General features: G+C 69.7%; 16 protein-coding genes. 8 read left to right on the top strand and 8 right to left on the bottom strand.

The window, feature by feature from the left end; translation table 11 throughout:
• The first annotated feature begins 61 nt into the window (after positions 1-61).
• Positions 62-1708 (top strand): serine/threonine-protein kinase, encoded by a 1647-nt coding sequence (locus tag C4B68_RS15845; protein WP_099500675.1) that lies wholly within the window; start codon positions 62-64, stop codon positions 1706-1708.
• Between the two features lie 182 nt (positions 1709-1890).
• Complete coding sequence (locus tag C4B68_RS15840) at positions 1891-3624, top strand: serine/threonine-protein kinase (RefSeq protein WP_099500676.1); 1734 nt, start codon at positions 1891-1893, stop codon at positions 3622-3624.
• A 22-nt stretch (positions 3625-3646) separates the two neighbouring features.
• On the opposite strand, the gene C4B68_RS15835 is transcribed toward C4B68_RS15840, so the two are convergent.
• Positions 3647-4471 (bottom strand): hypothetical protein, encoded by an 825-nt coding sequence (locus tag C4B68_RS15835; protein ID WP_099500677.1) that lies wholly within the window; start codon positions 4469-4471, stop codon positions 3647-3649.
• A gap of 52 nt (positions 4472-4523) precedes the next feature.
• Complete coding sequence (locus C4B68_RS15830) at positions 4524-5144, bottom strand: hypothetical protein (RefSeq protein WP_104879984.1); 621 nt, start codon at positions 5142-5144, stop codon at positions 4524-4526.
• Between C4B68_RS15830 and C4B68_RS43240 the strand changes: the two genes are divergently transcribed.
• Positions 5118-5729, top strand: a complete 612-nt coding sequence (locus C4B68_RS43240) for a hypothetical protein (protein ID WP_240634371.1) — start codon at positions 5118-5120, stop codon at positions 5727-5729. The two genes, C4B68_RS15830 and C4B68_RS43240, sit on opposite strands and share 27 nt — an antisense overlap.
• A 126-nt stretch (positions 5730-5855) precedes the next feature.
• Here the strand turns inward: C4B68_RS43240 and C4B68_RS15820 are convergent, their stop codons facing one another.
• From C4B68_RS15820 to C4B68_RS15810, 3 genes are all read right to left on the bottom strand, one after another.
• On the bottom strand, positions 5856-6107 hold the full coding sequence (locus tag C4B68_RS15820) for a hypothetical protein (protein WP_180289206.1): 252 nt from the start codon (positions 6105-6107) through the stop codon (positions 5856-5858).
• Positions 6108-6197: 90 nt separating this feature from the next.
• The gene (locus tag C4B68_RS15815) at positions 6198-6404 is read right to left on the bottom strand and encodes a DUF397 domain-containing protein (protein WP_099500679.1); all 207 of its coding nucleotides are present in this window, start codon (positions 6402-6404) and stop codon (positions 6198-6200) included.
• Between the two features lie 9 nt (positions 6405-6413).
• On the bottom strand, positions 6414-7052 hold the full coding sequence (locus tag C4B68_RS15810) for a DUF5753 domain-containing protein (protein WP_240634370.1): 639 nt from the start codon (positions 7050-7052) through the stop codon (positions 6414-6416).
• 199 nt (positions 7053-7251) lie between these two features.
• On the opposite strand from C4B68_RS15810, the gene C4B68_RS15805 reads away from it, so the two are divergent.
• From C4B68_RS15805 to C4B68_RS15795, 3 genes are all read left to right on the top strand, one after another.
• A complete protein-coding gene (locus C4B68_RS15805) occupies positions 7252-7878 on the top strand; it encodes a Uma2 family endonuclease (RefSeq protein ID WP_240634369.1) in 627 nt (208 codons plus the stop codon).
• Between the two features lie 139 nt (positions 7879-8017).
• Positions 8018-9730 (top strand): succinic semialdehyde dehydrogenase, encoded by a 1713-nt coding sequence (locus tag C4B68_RS15800; protein ID WP_099500682.1) that lies wholly within the window; start codon positions 8018-8020, stop codon positions 9728-9730.
• Between the two features lie 100 nt (positions 9731-9830).
• On the top strand, positions 9831-11669 hold the full coding sequence (locus C4B68_RS15795; RefSeq protein ID WP_373682198.1) for a GMC family oxidoreductase N-terminal domain-containing protein: 1839 nt from the start codon (positions 9831-9833) through the stop codon (positions 11667-11669).
• A 157-nt stretch (positions 11670-11826) separates the two neighbouring features.
• Here the strand turns inward: C4B68_RS15795 and C4B68_RS15790 are convergent, their stop codons facing one another.
• On the bottom strand, positions 11827-12855 hold the full coding sequence (locus C4B68_RS15790; protein WP_099500683.1) for an LAETG motif-containing sortase-dependent surface protein: 1029 nt from the start codon (positions 12853-12855) through the stop codon (positions 11827-11829).
• A 390-nt stretch (positions 12856-13245) separates the two neighbouring features.
• Here C4B68_RS15790 and C4B68_RS15785 point away from each other — a divergent pair, with 390 nt between their 5' ends.
• Positions 13246-14352 (top strand): hypothetical protein, encoded by a 1107-nt coding sequence (locus C4B68_RS15785; RefSeq protein ID WP_099500684.1) that lies wholly within the window; start codon positions 13246-13248, stop codon positions 14350-14352.
• A gap of 640 nt (positions 14353-14992) precedes the next feature.
• Here C4B68_RS15785 and C4B68_RS15780 read toward each other — a convergent pair.
• Entirely contained in the window at positions 14993-15277 is a 285-nt protein-coding gene (locus tag C4B68_RS15780) for a chorismate mutase (protein WP_099500685.1), read from the bottom strand.
• A 306-nt stretch (positions 15278-15583) separates the two neighbouring features.
• Here C4B68_RS15780 and guaA point away from each other — a divergent pair, with 306 nt between their 5' ends.
• Positions 15584-17170, top strand: a complete 1587-nt coding sequence (gene guaA / locus C4B68_RS15775) for a glutamine-hydrolyzing GMP synthase (protein ID WP_099500686.1) — start codon at positions 15584-15586, stop codon at positions 17168-17170.
• Positions 17171-17179: 9 nt separating this feature from the next.
• On the opposite strand, the gene C4B68_RS15770 is transcribed toward guaA, so the two are convergent.
• Positions 17180-17680, bottom strand: a complete 501-nt coding sequence (locus C4B68_RS15770) for a pyridoxamine 5'-phosphate oxidase family protein (RefSeq protein WP_099500687.1) — start codon at positions 17678-17680, stop codon at positions 17180-17182.
• Positions 17681-17826 lie beyond the last annotated feature (146 nt).

Genomic DNA, 17826 nt, shown 5'->3' with positions numbered 1-17826 from the left:
GCCGGTTGCCGTCACGGAGGGTTCCGGACCGGTGCGGCATGATGGGCTCATGATGGGGCCCATGGGGACCGAGGGGGAGAACGTCCGTGTGATCGCCGGCCGTTACCGGCTGGAGGCCAGGATCGGGCGGGGCGGAATGGGCGTCGTATGGCGCGCCACCGACCAACTGCTCGGCCGCCAGGTCGCGGTGAAGGAACTCGTCCTCGACGACACGCTCTCCGCGGACGAGGCCCGGCAGCAACGGGACCGCACCCTGCGGGAAGCCCGGGCCGTCGCCCAGCTGCAGCACCCGAACATCATCGTCGTGCACGACGTGGTCGAGGACGACGAACGCCCGTACATCGTCATGGAGTTGATCGACGGAGGTTCGCTCGCCGAGCGGATCTCCACGCGCGGTCCCGTCGACGCGCGCGAGGCCGCCCGCATCGGCATCGATCTCCTCGGCGCGCTGCGCCGCGCGCACGACGCGGGTGTCCTGCACCGGGACCTCAAGCCCGCCAACGTCCTGATGGAGGCGGGCACCGACCGCGTCGTCCTCACCGACTTCGGCATCGCGCAGGTCGCGGGCGCGACGACGCTCACCGAGAGCGGGGCGTTCGTCGGATCGCCCGAGTACACCGCGCCCGAGCGGATGTCCGGGACCAGGACAGGCCCGGAGTCCGACCTGTGGTCGCTCGGCGCGCTGCTGTGCACGGTCCTGAGCGGCGAGTCGCCCTTCCGCCGCGACTCGTTGGGCGGCATCCTGCACGCGGTCGTCGTCGACGAGATACGCCCGCCCGCCCAGGCAGCGCCGCTGCTGCCGGTCGTACGGGGGCTGTTGGAGCGCGATCCAGAACGGCGGCTCGACGCGGCGGAGGCGGAGTGGATGCTGCGCGCCTTCCTGGACACGGGGCGTACGCCGCGCCGGACCGCCGCACCGTACACGCCCACGCAGCGGGACGTACCGAAGTCGAGGCCCGCGCCCTCGCCAGCCCCGCCACCACCTCCCGTCGCCGCCGCGGACCGTCCGCCGCGGCCCTCCACCCGGGGCATCCTCGTCGCCGCCGCGCTGGTCGCCGCGATGGCCGGGGCGGGGGTGTCGGCGGCGGCGCTGCTGCTGAACGACGGTGGGAACGGCGGCGGCACACCACCCACCTCCAGTTCGCCTCGTACGCCGAGTACGAGTCCGTCGCGTACGGAGTCCGGCTCACCTTCGCGCCCGCCCGCGACCCCCGCGCCCACCGTCACGGTGACCCGGCAGGAGACGCCGGCCTCCACCGCCCGCGCGGTGCCCTCGGGTTACCGCCTCGCACGGGATCCGTACGGCTTCTCGCTCGCCGTACCCGACGACTTCACCCGGGATCCGCAGGGGGAGCGGGTCTTCTACCTGTCACCGGGGCAGACCGTCCGCCTCGGCATCAAGGTGAGCGACCCCGAGACGGGCGGCCCGCTCGGGGTGATGCGGCGGGCGGCCGCCAAGGGACCCTCCACGAACCCGGGCTACCGCGACGGCACGGTCACCCAGACCACGCACGACGGACAGCCCGCCGCACTCTGGGAGTTCACCTGGAACGGCTTCACCGAGGCCGAGGGCGCGCGGCACACGTATGACCTCTGCTGGGAGGAGGGCGGGCGGATGTACGACGTGTGGGTCTCGGCGCCGGTCGGCAAGGTGACGGAGGCGAAGGAGTACTTCGACGTGGCGGTGGACACGTTCGTGGCGGCGTGAAGGCCGCCGCCGTCAACGGGACTGCCGTCAACGGAAATGCGGTCAACGGAAGCGCCGTGAACGGGCGCGCAGCAAACGGGAGCACCGTAAACAGGAAATAAGGGATGCTGAGCGTCACGGGTCTGTGACCGGAGGCCGATCGGGCTGGAAGCCGAAGCGCTTGCCGCGATAGACATGAACCCATGAGCAACAACGGGGGAGCCCCTTACGGGTCCAACGAGCCAACGAGTTTCGGTCTGCAACCGCCACGGCCGGGTGGGCCCGGACAACAGCCGGGCGTGCCGGTACAGCAGCCGGGTGCGCCCGCACGGCAGTCGGGTGCGCCCGCACAGCAGCCGGGCGTCCCGTACCCGGGCAATCCCTATGCCTCACCCACCCAGGTCGTCCCGGAACCCACCCAGGTCGTACCCGAGCAACAGGCGCAGGACCCCGGCGCCGGACGGCTGATCGGGGGCCGTTACCGGCTTCTCTCCAAGCTCGGCCATGGCGGTATGGGCACGGTCTGGCGGGCCAAGGACGAGACGGTGGACCGTGAGGTCGCGGTCAAGGAGCCGCGCGTTCCGGATCACCTTCCCGAGCGTGAGCGCGCCAACGCCTTCGAGCGGATGCGCCGCGAGGCGCGCGCGGCGGCGCGGCTCGACCACCCGGGGGTCGTGAACGTCCACGACGTCGCCGTCGTGGACGGACAGCCGTGGATCGTCATGGAGTTGGTGCAGGGCCGCTCCCTGGGCGACGCCCTCCAGGAGGGCACCCTCGGCGTCCGCGAGTCCGCGCGTGTCGGCCTGGAGGTCCTCGGCGCGCTGGAGGCCGCGCACGCCGCGGGCATCCTGCACCGCGACGTGAAGCCCGACAACGTCCTCCTCGGCCGCCACGACCGCATTGTGCTCACCGACTTCGGCATCGCCCAGATCGAGGGCGAGACGAACCTGACGGACACCGGCGGCTTCGTCGGCTCACCCGAATACATCGCCCCGGAACGGGTGCTGGGCCAGCGCCCCGGCCCGGCCTCCGACCTCTGGTCGCTCGGCGTGCTGCTCTACGCGGCCACGGAGGGCGTCTCCCCCTTCCGCCGCAGCAACACCCCCGCCACGCTCCAGTCGGTCCTCAACTCCACGCCCACGCCGCCCGCTTCGGCGAGCGGCCCGCTCGCGCAGGTCATCAACGGCCTGCTGGACAAGGAGCCGTCCCGCCGGCCCGGCGCGGCCCAGGTCCGCCGCCTCCTGGAGGAGGCCGCGCAGCCGCCCGCCCAGGCGCCGACGCAGGTCGTGCAGATCGCGGGGCCGGGCGGCAAGGGCATCCGCGTGGGCCGCAAGACACTGATCGGCCTCGGTGCGGCGGTCGTCGCGGCTGCGGTGGCGGCGTACCTGGTGATCGCGGACCCGTTCGCGGGGCCGCTGCCGGACGGCTGGAAGACGCGGGAGCAGAAGGCTCTGGGCGCGACGCTCGCCGTGCCGGCGGACTATCAGGTGGGCAAGCCGGACGCGGACGACCTGGACAAGAACTGGGTCACGTACACCGACTGGAGCGGCAGCATCTGGATCGGGCTGAACCTCGCCAAGAAGTCCGAGGACACGAGCAAGCAGATCAAGGACTCGGCGAGGGCCGAGATGTACGCCGACGACGGCGAGTTCAAGGACAGCGGTTCGTACAACCTGAGCATGCCCGAGGGCCCGGAGACGACGCCCGAGGGGAATACGACATACCGCGGCAAGGAGTCCGCCGAGAACACGGTGATCTACACGACCACCGACAGCCAGAACCCCCGCCCCCGCGAGCTGAAGATCTTCTACTACAAGTCCTCCGCGGGCGACATGTACAAGCTCTCGATCAGCTACCCGGGCAAGGGCGACTTCACGGCCCGGGGCCGTGAAGTCGCCAAGGCCGCGATCGCGAACCTGGACATCAACAAGCTCTGAGACCCTGCCCGATGGCGATGCCTCAGGCGAGCTTGGCGGCCTGGCCCTTGATGATCTCGGCGGGAACGTCGTAGTCGCCGGCACCACCCTCGCCGGAGAAGGCGGCCAGGCTGAAGGCGTAGTACGTGGCGATCGTGCTGCCGTGGCGTACGACCTCGGCATGCACGACGACCTCCTGGCCCTCCGCGTCCCCGGTCACAGCGAAGGCCAGCGACTCGTCACCCGTCCCGGATGCCTTCTCCTCCGCGACCTTGGTGAACTTCTGGGGCTCGCCGTTCGCGGTGGCCTTGAAGCCGCTGCCGCATCCCTTGATCGCGTCGGACACGGACGCCATCGTCTTCTGGGCGCCGTCACCCTCGTAAGAGGAGAGCGAGACGATCGTCATCGTCTGCCCGAGGACGTCGGTGAGGTCCTTCATCGCCTCCTCGAGCTCCGCGTCCGTCATGTCCTCCAGGCCCTTGTCCGAGGACGCGCTGGGCGAGGCACCAACCTCCTTGGAGACCATACGGTTGACGTACGCGGCCTCGTCGCCGGGCGCGAATCCGGTGAGAACGTACGCGAGCGGCGCGCACTTCTCCGCTACGACCGTCACGTCGTCCTTGGACTTGGCGAACGCCCCGGCCTCGTTGGCCGGCTCGACCTTGTACCCGTCGACGTCACCCGTCGCGAGGATCCGCTCCGTCAACTCAGTGTCGGTCAGGGCCTTCGCGGCAGCCGTCGGCTTCCCGGAGCCGCCGGCCTTGTCCCCGTCCCCCGACCCACTGTCGGAGCAGCCGGTCGCGAGGGCGAGCGAGAAAACGGACGCAACCACTGCGGTGCCGGTGCGCGACAGCGTGGATCTCTTCATATTCAGGTTTTTCCTTTGATGGTCTTGATGTGAGGGGACTATGAGGCTCCGGTCAAGGGAACGTCAAGTCCTTATAAGGGGCGCCCGACTTGACCTGGTGTGTGCCCCACGACAGTGCGGAAGTGGCCGGCCGGCCCACAACCGCTTTGACGAGGTCGGTCTTCGAGACCTGGAGCGCGAAGCGCTCGTCGCCGCTGCCGGGCCTGCCGCTGCTGGGCAGCGCCTTCGCGTACCAAGGGAGGCCCCGGCGACGCCATTTGGCCGGGATCAGTTTCTGCGGTAGCGCAGGGAGGGGTACGGACCATTCTCCGACGCGGAGTTCACCGCCCCATACGCCTGCGGACAGGGCGGGGACAGGCACGCGGACGGTGAAGGCGTCGGCGTGCTGAGTCTGCGCGGCGGGGAAGGCTGCGGTCTCCCCCTGGTCGCTGGTGAGGGGGACAACCAAGGCATCACGCGGGTAGGCGCCGAGCGTGCACTGTCCAGTGATCAGCAGCTCGGTGGGGGCACTGGCGTCCCAGCGGATCGCCCCGAGGCCGAGATGAGGCAGCACCTCGTGCTTCTGCTCGCCGATGTCGAGGGTGAAGTTGCCGTGCGGCTTGGTGGTGTAGTGCGTGGCGGCCCGGGCGCCCTCGGGGGTGCCCACGTGGGCGGCTGGGACGAGTGCGGGCAAGGGCCGAAGAAGCACTCGGGGGCGATAGCTGATACCCCCGACTACGGCGCGACGTACACGCCCGCTCAGCAGAAGGCGGACGAAGCCCGTGCGAAGGAGGAGGCGGCCAAGCAGCGCGCGATCGCCATCGCCAAGGAACTCGGCAAGATCATCGCCGACGAACTGGGTATCACGGACGCGCTGGACTGTTTCACGACGGGCAGTCTCGGTGCCTGTGGCGCGACCGCAGCGAACGTCGTCACGTCGCTCATCGGCGGTGGTCCGGTCGGCAAGCTGGTGTCGAAGTACTGGTATCGGGCCGACAAGGCTTACGCCCTGGGCAAGCGCATTGTCGGGCTGGGCAAGAAGCTGTGGGCGGGCTTCAAGGACTGGCAGAAGGGTCACAAGGCCGCGAAGGAGGCCGCGAAGGCAGCCGAGGAGTGCAACAGCTTCACAACTGTGTGGCGCCGACCAGTGTGGCGGCCTGAGTGGGGGACAGGTCCGCGCGCTCGCGCAGCCTCCGTAGTCGGACACCCGGGTGGCGGCGTCGGCAGCCCCGTCGGTGTGCGACGAGCGGGGCTGCCGGATGGCCATGGCGCCCCGTAGCTTCAGGACGTGCGGCGGGGACGGTTGTCCGCATCCGTCGCCCTCCTTGCGGTGAGGGCGTGCGCGCATGGACGAAGGGCCTCGCGTAGGTCGAACTGAATGAGGCCCTTGTGCCGCGATGGCTGGTTATGCCTCTGCGAACAGCTCCTCCGTGCTGGTGGCCGTGAGAGCGCGGTCGAACCAGGTGCCGAGGGTGTCCAGGTCGGTGCAGGTGGTGATGCGCTCGCGGTCGGATTCGGGAACCTCGATGTCGCGAACGTCGAGGATGCGGAGGATGTCCTCGGCACGGCCCTTGGCCTCGCCCTCGGTGATGCCCTTGTTGCGGGATTCCTCGATGATGGTGCCGCTGCCGGGGAAGCGGCTCGTGCGCGTGCTCATCAGGTGCCTCCAGAATGCGCGGGTCTGGGTGTTGCCCAGGCCGACCCGAGATGGGGTGGGTTCAGTCGTATGGGTGAATGTGCCTTCGGCTTATGCCGACGGCGGCTGGTGTGAGGTGCCAGGGAGGGTGCAAAGGGTGGATATCAGGGCGGCGAGCTGGGGTGTTCCGGTGGTGAGGATGGTCTGCGGTTCGTCGCTTTCGCGGAGGAGGATCGTGCCGGTGCGGGTGGCGGCGAGGTAGACGCAGGAGGAGGCTTCCTCGCTGTAGGTGGACTTCTGCCAGTTCAGTTCGGTCACGGTGGTCCTTCAGGTGGCGTGGGCGATGCGGTGGATGAGGTCGCGGGAGTCATCTGGCTCCAGGGTGACCTTCTCCATGCGGTCCAGTACCAGTCGGTACTTGGTCAACTGTGCTGGAGAGTCGATGAGTTCGCTGCCGTGGGCGGCGTCGAGTTGAGCCGTGTCGAGGGCGGGAACCGGGCCGTATGCGTAGTCCAGTCCGTGGCCGACGGTGGGGAAGACCGTTCCGTCGAAGGGGATGACCCGAAGGGTGATGTGGGGCTGGTCGCTCACCTTGATGAGGTGGTTCAGCTGGGCCTGGGCCACCTCGGGGCCGCCGAACCGCATGCGCAGGGCGGCCTCGTGGATGATCGCGGTGTACGACGGTGGCTGCTCGCGGTAGAGGATGGCCTGCCGCTTGATTCGGTGGGAGATGCGGTACTCGATCTCGTGCGGGCGTAGGGCCGGGACCACCTGGCGGAAGAGGGTGCGGGCGTGCTCCGGGGTTTGGAGCAGGCCCGGGATGTTGATGACCTGGGCCACGTGCAGCGCGGTGGCATGGTGCTCCATCTCCGCGACGTCGAGGAAACGGGGCGGGAGGGTGTCCCGGTACTCCTCCCACCAGCCGCGTTCGCGGTGGGCCGCCATGGCGACGAGGGCCTCAATCAAGGGCTCGTCGGTGCAGTCGTAGTTGTGGGCGAGGGTTCGGATGCGCTGCTCGCTGAGCCCGAAGCGGCCCGTCTCGATGTTGCTGATCCGGGCCTGGTTGGCACCAATTGCGTCTGAGCGGCGGGCCGCCGGCGGGTCTCGGCGTTACCGTGGAGTCAGCGACACGCCCTGTAGTCAGTGGAGGACCGCGGTGACCATCATGAGCGAGCGCCCGACGGCCATAGACGCTCCTTCGGCCGGAGCCTTCGAGGACATGCTCCGGATCGTCGAAGAGCTGGACACGCCTGACGGCTACAAGGCCGAACTCATCCGGGGGAAGATCGTCGTGTCGCCGTGGTCGAAGCTGCGCTACAAGAAGGTGATGAAGTCGCTGCGGTTGCAGCTGGAGCCGCATGCTCCGGCTGGGCATGACGTCGATGTGGCACCGTTTCTCTTCACATTCGCTGGCTCCGAGCGCGGGTTCGGTCCAGACCTCCATGTAGCCGACGAAGCCGCCTTCGACACGGAAGGTCGCCACGCCGACGGCGCCGCCCTCTCCCTCGTCGCCGAGCTGACCTCCGACTCCACCAAGGATGCCGACTGGCTCGACAAGCTGGACACCTACGGGCGGGTGGTGCCCGTCTACCTCGTGCTCGACATGCAGGCCCAGGAGGTCACCGCCTTCTGGGACCCGTCCGCCAAGGGGTACCGGTCGCGGACCACCGTCCCCTTCGGGCGGTCGCTGCACGTGCCCGCGCCGTTCGACTTCGAGCTCGACACCTCGGGGTTCGCCGTACACCCGGCCGGTGAAGGCCAGGAGCGCTCCGCCGGAGATCCGGCAGAGTGACCTACTCGTGATCGTCCCACCCGGCCACGCCCTGATCAGGGACTTTGCTGCCAGCGATCACTGGCAGCATGTGTGCACTCCGTGAAAGGCGATTACCGACGGGTACACAAAGCGTCCGCCCGGGCATACCCTGCGGCCCATGACGGACTCGCAGGCCCCGGAGCAGGCCGAGGAAACGCAGGGCAAGGAAACCCAGGCCAAGGAAACGCAGGCCGAAGAAACGCAGGCCGAGGAAACCCCCCGCGCGGAAGCACCGGCGGCCACCACCGGTACCAACCCCCTCGCGCCCGCCCCCGCAGGGGCCCGTACCGCCGCCGACGTCGTCACCCCCGAGCTGGTCGCCCAGCTCACCAAGGGTGTCGTCGGTTCCGGACGTACCGCCAACCACACGCCGTTCACCGGCGAGAAGCTGGCCGACCTGCCCGAGTCCACCCCCGACGACGTCGCGACCGCCTTCGAGCGCGCCCGCGCGGCCCAAGTCGCCTGGGGCGCCACCCCTGTACGGCAGCGCGCCGCCGTGCTCCTCCGCTTCCACGATCTCGTACTCGACCGCCAGGCCGAGGTGCTGGACCTGATCCAGTTGGAGACCGGCAAGGCCCGCCTCCACGCGCACGAGGAGGTCCAGGCCGTGGCCGTCGCCGCCCGGCACTACGGGCGCAAGGCGCCCGCGTATCTCCGCCCCAAGCGGCACACCGGTGCGGTCCCGACCCTCACCAAGGTCACCGAACTGCGCCACCCGCGCGGCGTCGTCGGCCAGATCGCGCCCTGGAACTACCCGCTCGAACTCTCCGTCGGCGACGCGCTCCCCGCCTTCGTCGCGGGCAACGCGGTCGTCATGAAGCCCGACACCGAGACCTGCCTCACCGCCCTGTGGGCGCGTGACCTGCTCATCGAGGCCGGGCTGCCCGCCGAGGTCTTCCAGGTCGTCATCGGGGACGGTCCCGTCGTCGGGCCGGAGGTGGTCAAGCACGCCGACTACGTCTCCTTCACCGGCTCGACCCGCACCGGACGGGAGGTCGCCCAGAGCGCCGCTGCCCGCCTCGTCGGCGTCTCCCTCGAACTCGGCGGCAAGAACGCCATGGTGGTCCTCGAGGACGCCGACATCGACAAGGCCGCCGCGGGCGCCGTCCGTGCCTGCTTCTCCTCCGCCGGTCAACTCTGCATCTCCATCGAGCGGTTGTACGTCCACGAGTCCATCGCCGACGCGTTCACCGAGCGGTTCGCCGCGCGCACCAAGGCCATGCGGCTCGGCACGTCCCTCGCCTACGGGGCCGACATGGGCTCACTCGTCGGGGAGCGGCAGCTGGAGACCGTCACGCGTCACGTGGAGGAGGCCGTCGCGAAGGGGGCCAAGGTCGTCGCCGGCGGTGTCGCCCGGCCCGACATCGGCCGCTACTTCTTCGAGCCCACCATCCTCGACGGAGTCGAAGCCCCGATGGCCGTCTGCGCCGAGGAGACCTTCGGGCCCGTCGTCTCCCTCTACCGGTTCAAGACCGAGGACGAGGTCGTCGAACTCGCCAACTCCACGCCGTACGGCCTCAATTCGTCCGTATGGACCAAGGACGGGCGGCGCGGACGCGCGGTCGCGGCGCGGTTGCGCACCGGGACCGTGAACGTCAACGAGGGCTACGCGCCCGCGTACGGCAGCGTCCAGTCGCCCATGGGCGGCATGAAGGACTCCGGCCTCGGCCGCCGCCACGGCTCCGAGGGCATCCTCAAGTACACCGAGGCGCAGACGGTCGCCCACCAGCGGCTGCTGCCGATGGCGCCGTCGCTCGGCATGGACGACGAGAAGTACGCGGCGTTCATGAGCCGGAGTCTCAAGGTCATGAAGGTGTTGCGCCTTCGCTAGGCCGCCGCGAAAGGTCATGAAGGTGTTCCGCCTTCGCCAGGCCACCGCGAACCGTTCTCAACGAGCCGCCGCGAACCGTTCTCAACGAGGAGAGCAGCACGTGTCACAGGAGAGCTCTGTCCCCGAGCAGGACAACGGGAAGCAGGACCACGCGAAGCGGGACAACGAGCCGGCGTACGACTATGACGTCATCGTCGTAGGCTCCGGCTTCGGCGGCTCCGTCACCGCCCTGCGTCTGACGGAGAAGGGGTACAGCGTCGGCGTCCTCGAAGCGGGCCGCCGCTTCACCCGCGACACGCTCCCCAAGAACTCCTGGGACCTGAAGAACTACCTCTGGGCCCCGAAGCTCGGCATGTACGGCATCCAGCGCATCCATCTGCTGGGCAACGTGATGGTGCTGGCGGGCGCGGGCGTCGGCGGCGGTTCCCTGAACTACGCCAACACCCTCTACGTACCGCCGAAGCCGTTCTTCGACGACCCGCAGTGGAAGGACATCACCGACTGGCAGGAGGAGTTGAAGCCGTACTACGACCAGGCGCAGCGCATGCTCGGCGTACGGCTCAACCCGACCATGACCCCGTCCGACGTGCACCTGAAGGCGGCGGCGCAGCGGATGGGTGTGGGCGACACCTTCCACATGACCCCGGTCGGCGTTTTCTTCGGTGACGGCAAGGACTCCGACGGGGCGGCGAAGGCGAAGCCGGGCGAGCAGGTGGCCGACCCGTACTTCGGCGGCGCCGGCCCGTCCCGCAACGCCTGCACCGAGTGCGGTGAGTGCATGACGGGATGCCGGCACGGCGCGAAGAACACCCTCAACGAGAACTACCTCCACCTCGCCGAGAAGGCGGGCGCGGTCGTGCACCCCATGACGACCGTCGTGTCCGTCACCGATGACTCGCAGGGCGGCTACGCGGTCGCCACCCTGCCGACGGACGCGAAGAAGAAGGGCAACGGGCGGCTCTTCACGGCCCGCCGGGTCGTCCTCGCCGCCGGTACGTACGGTACGCAGACGCTCCTGCACCGCATGAAGGCGAACGGCCAACTGCCTTATCTCTCGCACCGGTTGGGCGTGCTGACCCGTACCAACTCCGAGGCGCTCGTGGGCGCGCAGACCACCGACCGCCGCTACCGCAAGGCGCACGGCACGCCGAAGGCCGACTTCACGCAGGGCGTGGCGATCACGTCCTCGGTCCACCCGGACGAGAACACGCACATCGAGCCGGTCCGCTACGGCAAGGGCTCGAACTCGATGGGCGGCCTGACGATCCTCCAGGTCCCCTACGCGGAGAGTTCCTCCCGCGTGATGGCCTGGCTGGCGAACGTGGCCCGGCACCCGTTGCTGGTGGCGCGTTCCCTCTCCAAGCGCCGCTGGTCGGAGCGGACCATCATCGGCCTGGTGATGCAGTCGCTGGACAACTCCCTGACGACGTACCTGAAGCCGAAGGGCGTGGGGAAGGGGCTGCTGACCGCGCGCCAGGGGCACGGCGCGCCCAACCCCAAGCAGATCAAGGCCGCTTCGGAGGCCGCCTCCGCGCTCGCCGCCGAGATCAACGGCTTCGCGGGCAGCAACATAGGCGAGCTGATGGGCACCCCGCTCACCGCGCACTTCCTCGGCGGCTGCCCGATCGGCGGCTCGCCCGAGACGGGCGTGATCGACCCGTACCACCGGCTGTACGGCCACCCGGGCATCTCGGTGGTCGACGGCGCGGCGGTGTCGGCGAACCTGGGGGTCAACCCGTCCCTGACCATCACCGCCCAGGCCGAGCGCGCGATGTCGTACTGGCCCAACAAGGGCGAGGCCGACCCCCGTCCGGCGCCCGGAGCGGCGTACGAGCGCCTCAAGCCGGTCGAGCCGCTCCAGCCCGCCGTGCCCGCGGACGCGTTCGGCGCGCTGAAGCTGCCGTTCCTGGGGATGCCGACGGTGCCGCCGAAGCCGTAACCCCCTACCCGGGACAGCCGAAGGGGGACCGTACGTACGAAGAAGGACCGTATACACGAAGGACCGTATATACGAAGAAGGACCTGTGCCCCCCTCCGAGCGCAGGTCCTTCTTCTTGTACGAGGCGTGATGCCTACGTGGTCAGCGGCTTACCGCCTTACGCGGTCGCGGCACCCGAGTTGCGGCGACGGACCACGAACACCGCACCGGCACCGGCGACGACGGCGACACCGCCGACGAGGCCGATGATCGGCAGGGCGGAGTTGGAGCCGGTCTCGGCGAGGCTGCCGGTGGCTTCCACCGCCTTGACCTCCTCGATCTCCGTCTGACCGCCGGTCTGCGGCTTGGCGTCGGGCGGGTTGCCCGCGTCGGAGCCGGCGGCGAGGACGTCGAAGAAGTAGAGCCAGCCGTTCGGGTCGTCGGCGATCCAGCAGCCGCTCTCGTCCGAGTACTGGGCGAATCCACCGGTCACGCCGATGGCGTCCGGCACCTTGCCGCTGACACGCAGCCGCAGCTGGTACGAGGTCGACTGGTCCGCGCCGAGCGAGAACGAGGTGAACGTGCCACCCTCGCCCGCGGCACCGGCGACCTCACGCCACTGACCGCTGGCCTTGTCGAGGACCTGGACGGTGATCTCGCCGGAGTAGTCCTTCTCGTCCCAGCCGATCGCCGCGACGCCGATCATCGGGGCGATGTCCTCGATGTCGTGGTCACCCTTGTTGGAGACGTTGAACCGGAAGTTGGTCCAGCCGCTGCCCGCGACGATCGTCTCCGGCAGGCCCGACAGGCCGCTCGTCAGGTCGTCGCTGAGCTGCGTGAGGTCGTTGCCGTCCTCGTCGACGCACAGGTCGACGTCGTCCTCCGGGGCGCTCTCGCTGGGGCTCGGCGAGGCCGCGGGGCTGCTCTCGTCGTCGGCGGGAGTGCTCTCGTCCGCCGCCGGGGTGCTCTCGTCGGCGGCAGGGGTGCTCTCGTCCGCCGCGGGGGTGCTGTCGTCAGCGGCGGGAGTGCTCTCGTCCGCCGCGGGGGTGCTGTCGTCAGCGGCGGGGGTGCTTTCGTCGGCCGCCGGGCTGCTCGTCGACGTGCTCGGAGTCTCGTCCGTCGCGAACGCGGTCGGCGCCGACAACAGCGCCAGCGGGGCTATGACGGCCGTCGCAGCCGCAGCGGCCATGGCACGGCGAAGCTTCATGAAGACCTCGAAAAGTCCGGGTGCACCGCGACGCCGCGGCGCTCGTATGGGCTCGTATAGGTGAGGCCTCCGCGTGTGGGGCGCGGGTATGGCCGTTGGTTCTGCAGGTGTGACCGGTGAGGTATGTGAAGGGTTGTGCGCCCACTCACAGGATTTTTATGTGGGCTGGGTCACACCGGGGTGTGACTTGTGGACAGCCTTTCGAATCGCCTAGAAATGTCGCTCGTGTCTGACAAGCAGCCCGGGGGCACCGGGGAAGCGGGGGAAGCCGGGCGATCCGGGCGAGTTGGGGAACCCGGTGGCGCTACGGGAGTTGGGGGAGGGGAGTCCAGCGGCGCCGCGGGAGCTGGAGGATCTGGAGGAGTCGGGGAGTCCGCTGTCCCTGACGACGTGTGGGAACAGTTCGCCCGTGACAGCGAGCGCGACATCCGGACGTCGGCCCCGAAGGAGCCGTCCGCGCGGGCGCGCATGGTGACGGAACGGCTGCGGCAGCAGGACGCGCGCGGCGTTCAGCCGGAGGGCTGGCGAACCGGCCCCGCGTTGCAGGAGATCAACGGCCGGGCCGCCCGCCGCCGTCGCCTCTGGGCGGTCATCGGCGTGCCGCTCGCGATAGCCGTCGCGGTGGTGGCGATGAAGCCGTCCCTGCTGCCCGGCGATCCGTTCGGTACCGCGTCCTCGTCGTCCTCGCCGTCCGACGGCCCCGGCGCTGCCTCCCAGCTGCCCGATGAGACCGCGCGGCCGACCGCGGCGCCCTCCGCCGTCGCGTCCGACACCCCCACCCTGGACCGGCCGTTCGCCGGATCGCCCGCCGAGCGCTGGGCCGACGGCGCGTCCGGCATCGTCGTACCGAAGGCCACGCCGGTCGGCTCACTGACGCAGGCTCAGGTGGCCACCGCGCTGCGGCAGACGAAGACCCTTCTCGTCGACGCGAACCTCAACCCGGCGACCCTGCGCGGCGATCGCCCCGAGGCCGCACTCGGCACCCTCGACCCGAAACAGCCCGGGATGCTCGAGGACGCGAACAGCTGGTTGCGCAAGCCGGGCAAGGACAGTGATCCGCTGGCGCTCTTCAGCCGGTTCGACCCGGACGAGGCACGGCTGGTCGGGGACGTGGTCAAGACCCGTGGCCGGATGACGTTCAAGGCGGGCGAGCACGCGTCCGTCGCCATCCACGTCGACTACACCTTCGTCTATCCGCTGACCCCGGCCGACGGGCGGACCGAGGTGACCCGCACGATCGTGCGCCGCGTCCTCGACGTGGAGGTCGCCGACCGGACGAAGTACCAGGCCACCCCCGGCAAGTTGGCGATCGTCCGGTACGACCAGGATCTGTCCAACTCCGCGTGCGACGTCTACGACGGCTTCCTGCACCCGCAGTTCCCCTCGTCCGCCCCCAGCGGAGCGGCCCCGAGCGGTCCCACGGTCGACCCGTACGACCGCAGCCGCGACATCCGGAACTCCGCCGCGGACTCCTGCGGGACGGTGTCCCGCACCTGAGCACGGGCAGTGGTACGGCGAAGGGCCCCGCAGGACGGAGCTGCGGGGCCCTTCTTCGTCAGCACCGACGTCAGGGCAGCGCCGGTGCCTCGGTACGGCGCCGGGGGATGCGCCGCGGGTCCGGGTGACCGCCGGTCGTGCGCCCCGGCGCACTTGGGGCGCGCGCATGGTGTCGACCATTGGCGGACGGCCAGTACAGACCGGCCAGTACAGACCGGCCAGTACGGATCGACCCGTACGGATCGGACGACCGGGCGGTACGGATACGGGTGCGGTTGTCTGCTGGGGACGTGCCGTGGGATGGGGCTGTTCTGGCATCGTGCTGGATGGGCGCCGGCCTCCGCAACCGCCTGGACCACCTCGGAAGAGATTCCGCCGGCCGGCCCCGGGCGTCCCCGGAGCCGACCGTTCTCATGAGTGACCGGACTGCTGTCCCCTGCCGTCCGGCCACAACCCTGGAGCGAGGTCCCACGACGCACAGCACGATCCGTACGTCTCATCGCTCCAGCGGAGCCACGCGTGGTTCTTTCGGGCCCGCCCCTGGCTGACACGGACACCGGGACCAACGAAGCCCGCGACGGCCCGGTCACGCGCCGTACGGGTGAGAGGGAATGCGTACGTGCGTACGCCGTGTACGGGTTCAGATCCTGCCTCGGCACAGCTCCAGCAGCGTCATGGCCAGCGACGTACCCGGCTTGCCCAGGGCGTCCCTGTAGTGGCCGAGAACCTCCATCTCGCGCGAGAGGTTCACCCGGCGTCCGCCGGAGGAGATCCGGGCCTCCTGGATCACCGCCGAGACGGCCATCCGTTCCTGGACGAGACCGATGATCCGGTCGTCGAGAGCGTCGATGCGCTCGCGCGCGCCGGTGATCACGTCGGCGGCCTCGTCGGTGCGGGCGCCGGTCTTGTCGAGTACGTCGGCCATGGTGGGGCTCCTCTGCTGGGAGTGCCCCGGAGCGGCAGTGCCCGGAAACGGCAGACGCCCCGGGCCTTGTCGGCCCGGGGCGCCTGGGAAGTCGCTTGTCAGTTGCTCAAGCAGCACGACCATGGCAGCCGGTGGGCCGGTTGCCATAGGTAAAGACGAAGGTCGCGTGCGTGAGCATGGGAGCAGTATGGCAGGTACGGGAAGGACAGGGGCGGCGGGGGCGAAAAACTCGGCGTAGGCACCTCCACTCCAGCCCCCGGTAGAATCGGCACCACACACCCCTTGCTCACCGCCGGAAGGCAACCCGTGTCATCAGCGACTCCCGCTGCCGCCGCCCCCGACACCGTCCTGGTCGTCGACTTCGGCGCGCAGTACGCCCAGCTCATCGCCCGTCGCGTCCGCGAGGCCCGGGTCTACAGCGAGATCGTGCCCAGCACCACGCCGGTCGCGGAGATGCTCGCCAAGAACCCGGCGGCGATCATCCTCTCCGGCGGCCCGTCGTCGGTGTACGCGGAGGGCGCCCCGCGCCTGGACCGCGAGATCTTCGAGTCCGGTGTCCCCGTCTTCGGCATGTGCTACGGCTTCCAGCTGATGGCGACGACCCTCGGCGGCACGGTCGACAACACCGGCGCCCGCGAGTACGGCCGTACGCCGCTGTACGTCTCGAAGTCCGGCTCCACCCTGTTCGAGGGCACCCCGGACGAGCAGCCGGTGTGGATGTCGCACGGCGACGCCTGCTCCGCCGCCCCCGAGGGCTTCACGGTCACGGCCTCCACGGACGTCGTCCCGGTCGCGGCCTTCGAGAACGACGAGAAGAAGCTGTACGGGGTCCAGCACCACCCCGAGGTCATGCACTCCACGTACGGCCAGCAGGTGCTCGAACACTTCCTGTACCGGGGCGCGGGGCTCACCCCGTCCTGGACCACCGGCAATGTGATCGAGGAGCAGGTCGCGGCCATCCGCGAGCAGGTCGGCACCAAGCGCGCCATCTGCGGGCTGTCCGGCGGTGTGGACTCCGCCGTCGCCGCGGCCCTCGTGCAGAAGGCCATCGGCTCCCAGCTGACCTGCGTGTACGTCGACCACGGTCTGATGCGCAAGGGCGAGACCGAGCAGGTCGAGAAGGACTTCGTCGCGGCCACCGGCGTCCAGCTGAAGGTCGTGGACGCGCAGGAGCGGTTCCTCGACGCGCTGGCCGGGGTCTCCGACCCCGAGGAGAAGCGGAAGATCATCGGCCGGGAGTTCATCCGGGTCTTCGAGCAGGCGCAGGCGGAGATCATCGTCGAGGCCGCGGAGGGCGAGGACGTCGCCTTCCTGGTGCAGGGCACGCTCTACCCGGACGTGGTCGAGTCCGGTGGCGGCACCGGCACGGCCAACATCAAGTCCCACCACAACGTGGGCGGCCTCCCCGAGGACCTCGAGTTCGAGCTCGTCGAGCCGCTGCGCAAGCTCTTCAAGGACGAGGTCCGGATGGTCGGCCAGGAGCTCGGCCTGCCGGAGGAGATCGTCCAGCGCCAGCCGTTCCCGGGCCCCGGCCTCGGCATCCGTATCGTCGGTGAGGTCACCAAGGAGCGTCTGGACCTGCTCCGCGAGGCCGACGCCATCGCCCGCGAGGAGCTGACGGCCGCCGGCCTCGACCGCGACATCTGGCAGTGCCCGGTGGTCCTGCTCGCGGACGTCCGCAGCGTGGGCGTCCAGGGCGACGGCCGGACGTACGGCCACCCGATCGTGCTCCGTCCGGTGTCGAGCGAGGACGCGATGACGGCCGACTGGTCCCGTCTCCCGTACGACGTCCTCGCCAAGATCTCGACGCGGATCACGAACGAGGTCGCGGACGTCAACCGGGTGGTCCTCGACGTGACGTCGAAGCCGCCGGGGACCATCGAGTGGGAGTAGTCCTCAGCGCTACTTCCGCCTGAGAGTGCGCACCGGCTCTCCTGGCTTCCAGATCTCGACGACCAGATACGTGTCGTCCTTGACGTAGGTCCGTACGACCTCCGTCAGCTCGGTGCGGAAGAGGTGGAACGGCTCCGGCGGTTCCACCTCTTTCACGTACGCGGCCTTCGCAGCCGGATCGTCGTCGCCGGTCTCGATCGCCCGCCCGCTGATCCGGACGTCCCCGCCGCCCATGTCCGTGCCCGACCCCGGATTCGCCTGGAGCGTGAAGCGCGGGTCGCGGCGCAGGTCGAGGGCCTTGAGGGAGTTCGGCATCATGCCGAGCCACAGCTCGCCGTCCAGAAACCGCACCTCGAGGCCGGTGGTGCGGGGGGAACCGTCCTTGCGGAGGGTCGCCAGGATGTGGTGCGTGAAGGTCCCAAAGCGGTCCTCGACCGTCTTGGCGAGGGCCGGTTCCGCGGAGGTGAAGGCCGCCCAGTTCGTCGCGTGCGCAGAGTTCGTGTGGCTCATACGGGGAGTGTGACGCGGATACCCGACACCTTTTGCCGGGTATCCGTTGGGTATTCGCAGCGTGCTGACGGGTATCCGTAGCGTGTCGTCGGGTATCCGCCGCGTACGGGTCGCGTACGTCATCGTTGCGCACGTCACCTTTACAC

It is taken from the genome of Streptomyces dengpaensis (assembly GCF_002946835.1).
GTDB lineage: Bacteria > Actinomycetota > Actinomycetes > Streptomycetales > Streptomycetaceae > Streptomyces > Streptomyces dengpaensis.
The sequence above is the reverse complement of the archived record's forward strand: the minus strand, read 5'-3'. Positions and strand labels throughout refer to the sequence as shown.

Bases quoted from the DNA above. Each gene is read 5' to 3' on its own strand.
- C4B68_RS15845 (WP_099500675.1), top strand. From the start codon at position 62: ATGGGGACCGAGGGGGAGAACGTCCGTGTGATCGCCGGCCGTTACCGG.
- C4B68_RS15840 (WP_099500676.1), top strand. From the start codon at position 1,891: ATGAGCAACAACGGGGGAGCCCCTTACGGGTCCAACGAGCCAACGAGT.
- C4B68_RS15800 (WP_099500682.1), top strand. From the start codon at position 8,018: ATGACGGACTCGCAGGCCCCGGAGCAGGCCGAGGAAACGCAGGGCAAG.
- C4B68_RS15820 (WP_180289206.1), bottom strand. From the start codon at position 6,107: ATGAGCACGCGCACGAGCCGCTTCCCCGGCAGCGGCACCATCATCGAG.
- C4B68_RS15805 (WP_240634369.1), top strand. From the start codon at position 7,252: ATGAGCGAGCGCCCGACGGCCATAGACGCTCCTTCGGCCGGAGCCTTC.
- C4B68_RS15780 (WP_099500685.1), bottom strand. From the start codon at position 15,277: ATGGCCGACGTACTCGACAAGACCGGCGCCCGCACCGACGAGGCCGCC.
- C4B68_RS15770 (WP_099500687.1), bottom strand. From the start codon at position 17,680: ATGAGCCACACGAACTCTGCGCACGCGACGAACTGGGCGGCCTTCACC.
- C4B68_RS15835 (WP_099500677.1), bottom strand. From the start codon at position 4,471: ATGAAGAGATCCACGCTGTCGCGCACCGGCACCGCAGTGGTTGCGTCC.
- C4B68_RS15790 (WP_099500683.1), bottom strand. From the start codon at position 12,855: ATGAAGCTTCGCCGTGCCATGGCCGCTGCGGCTGCGACGGCCGTCATA.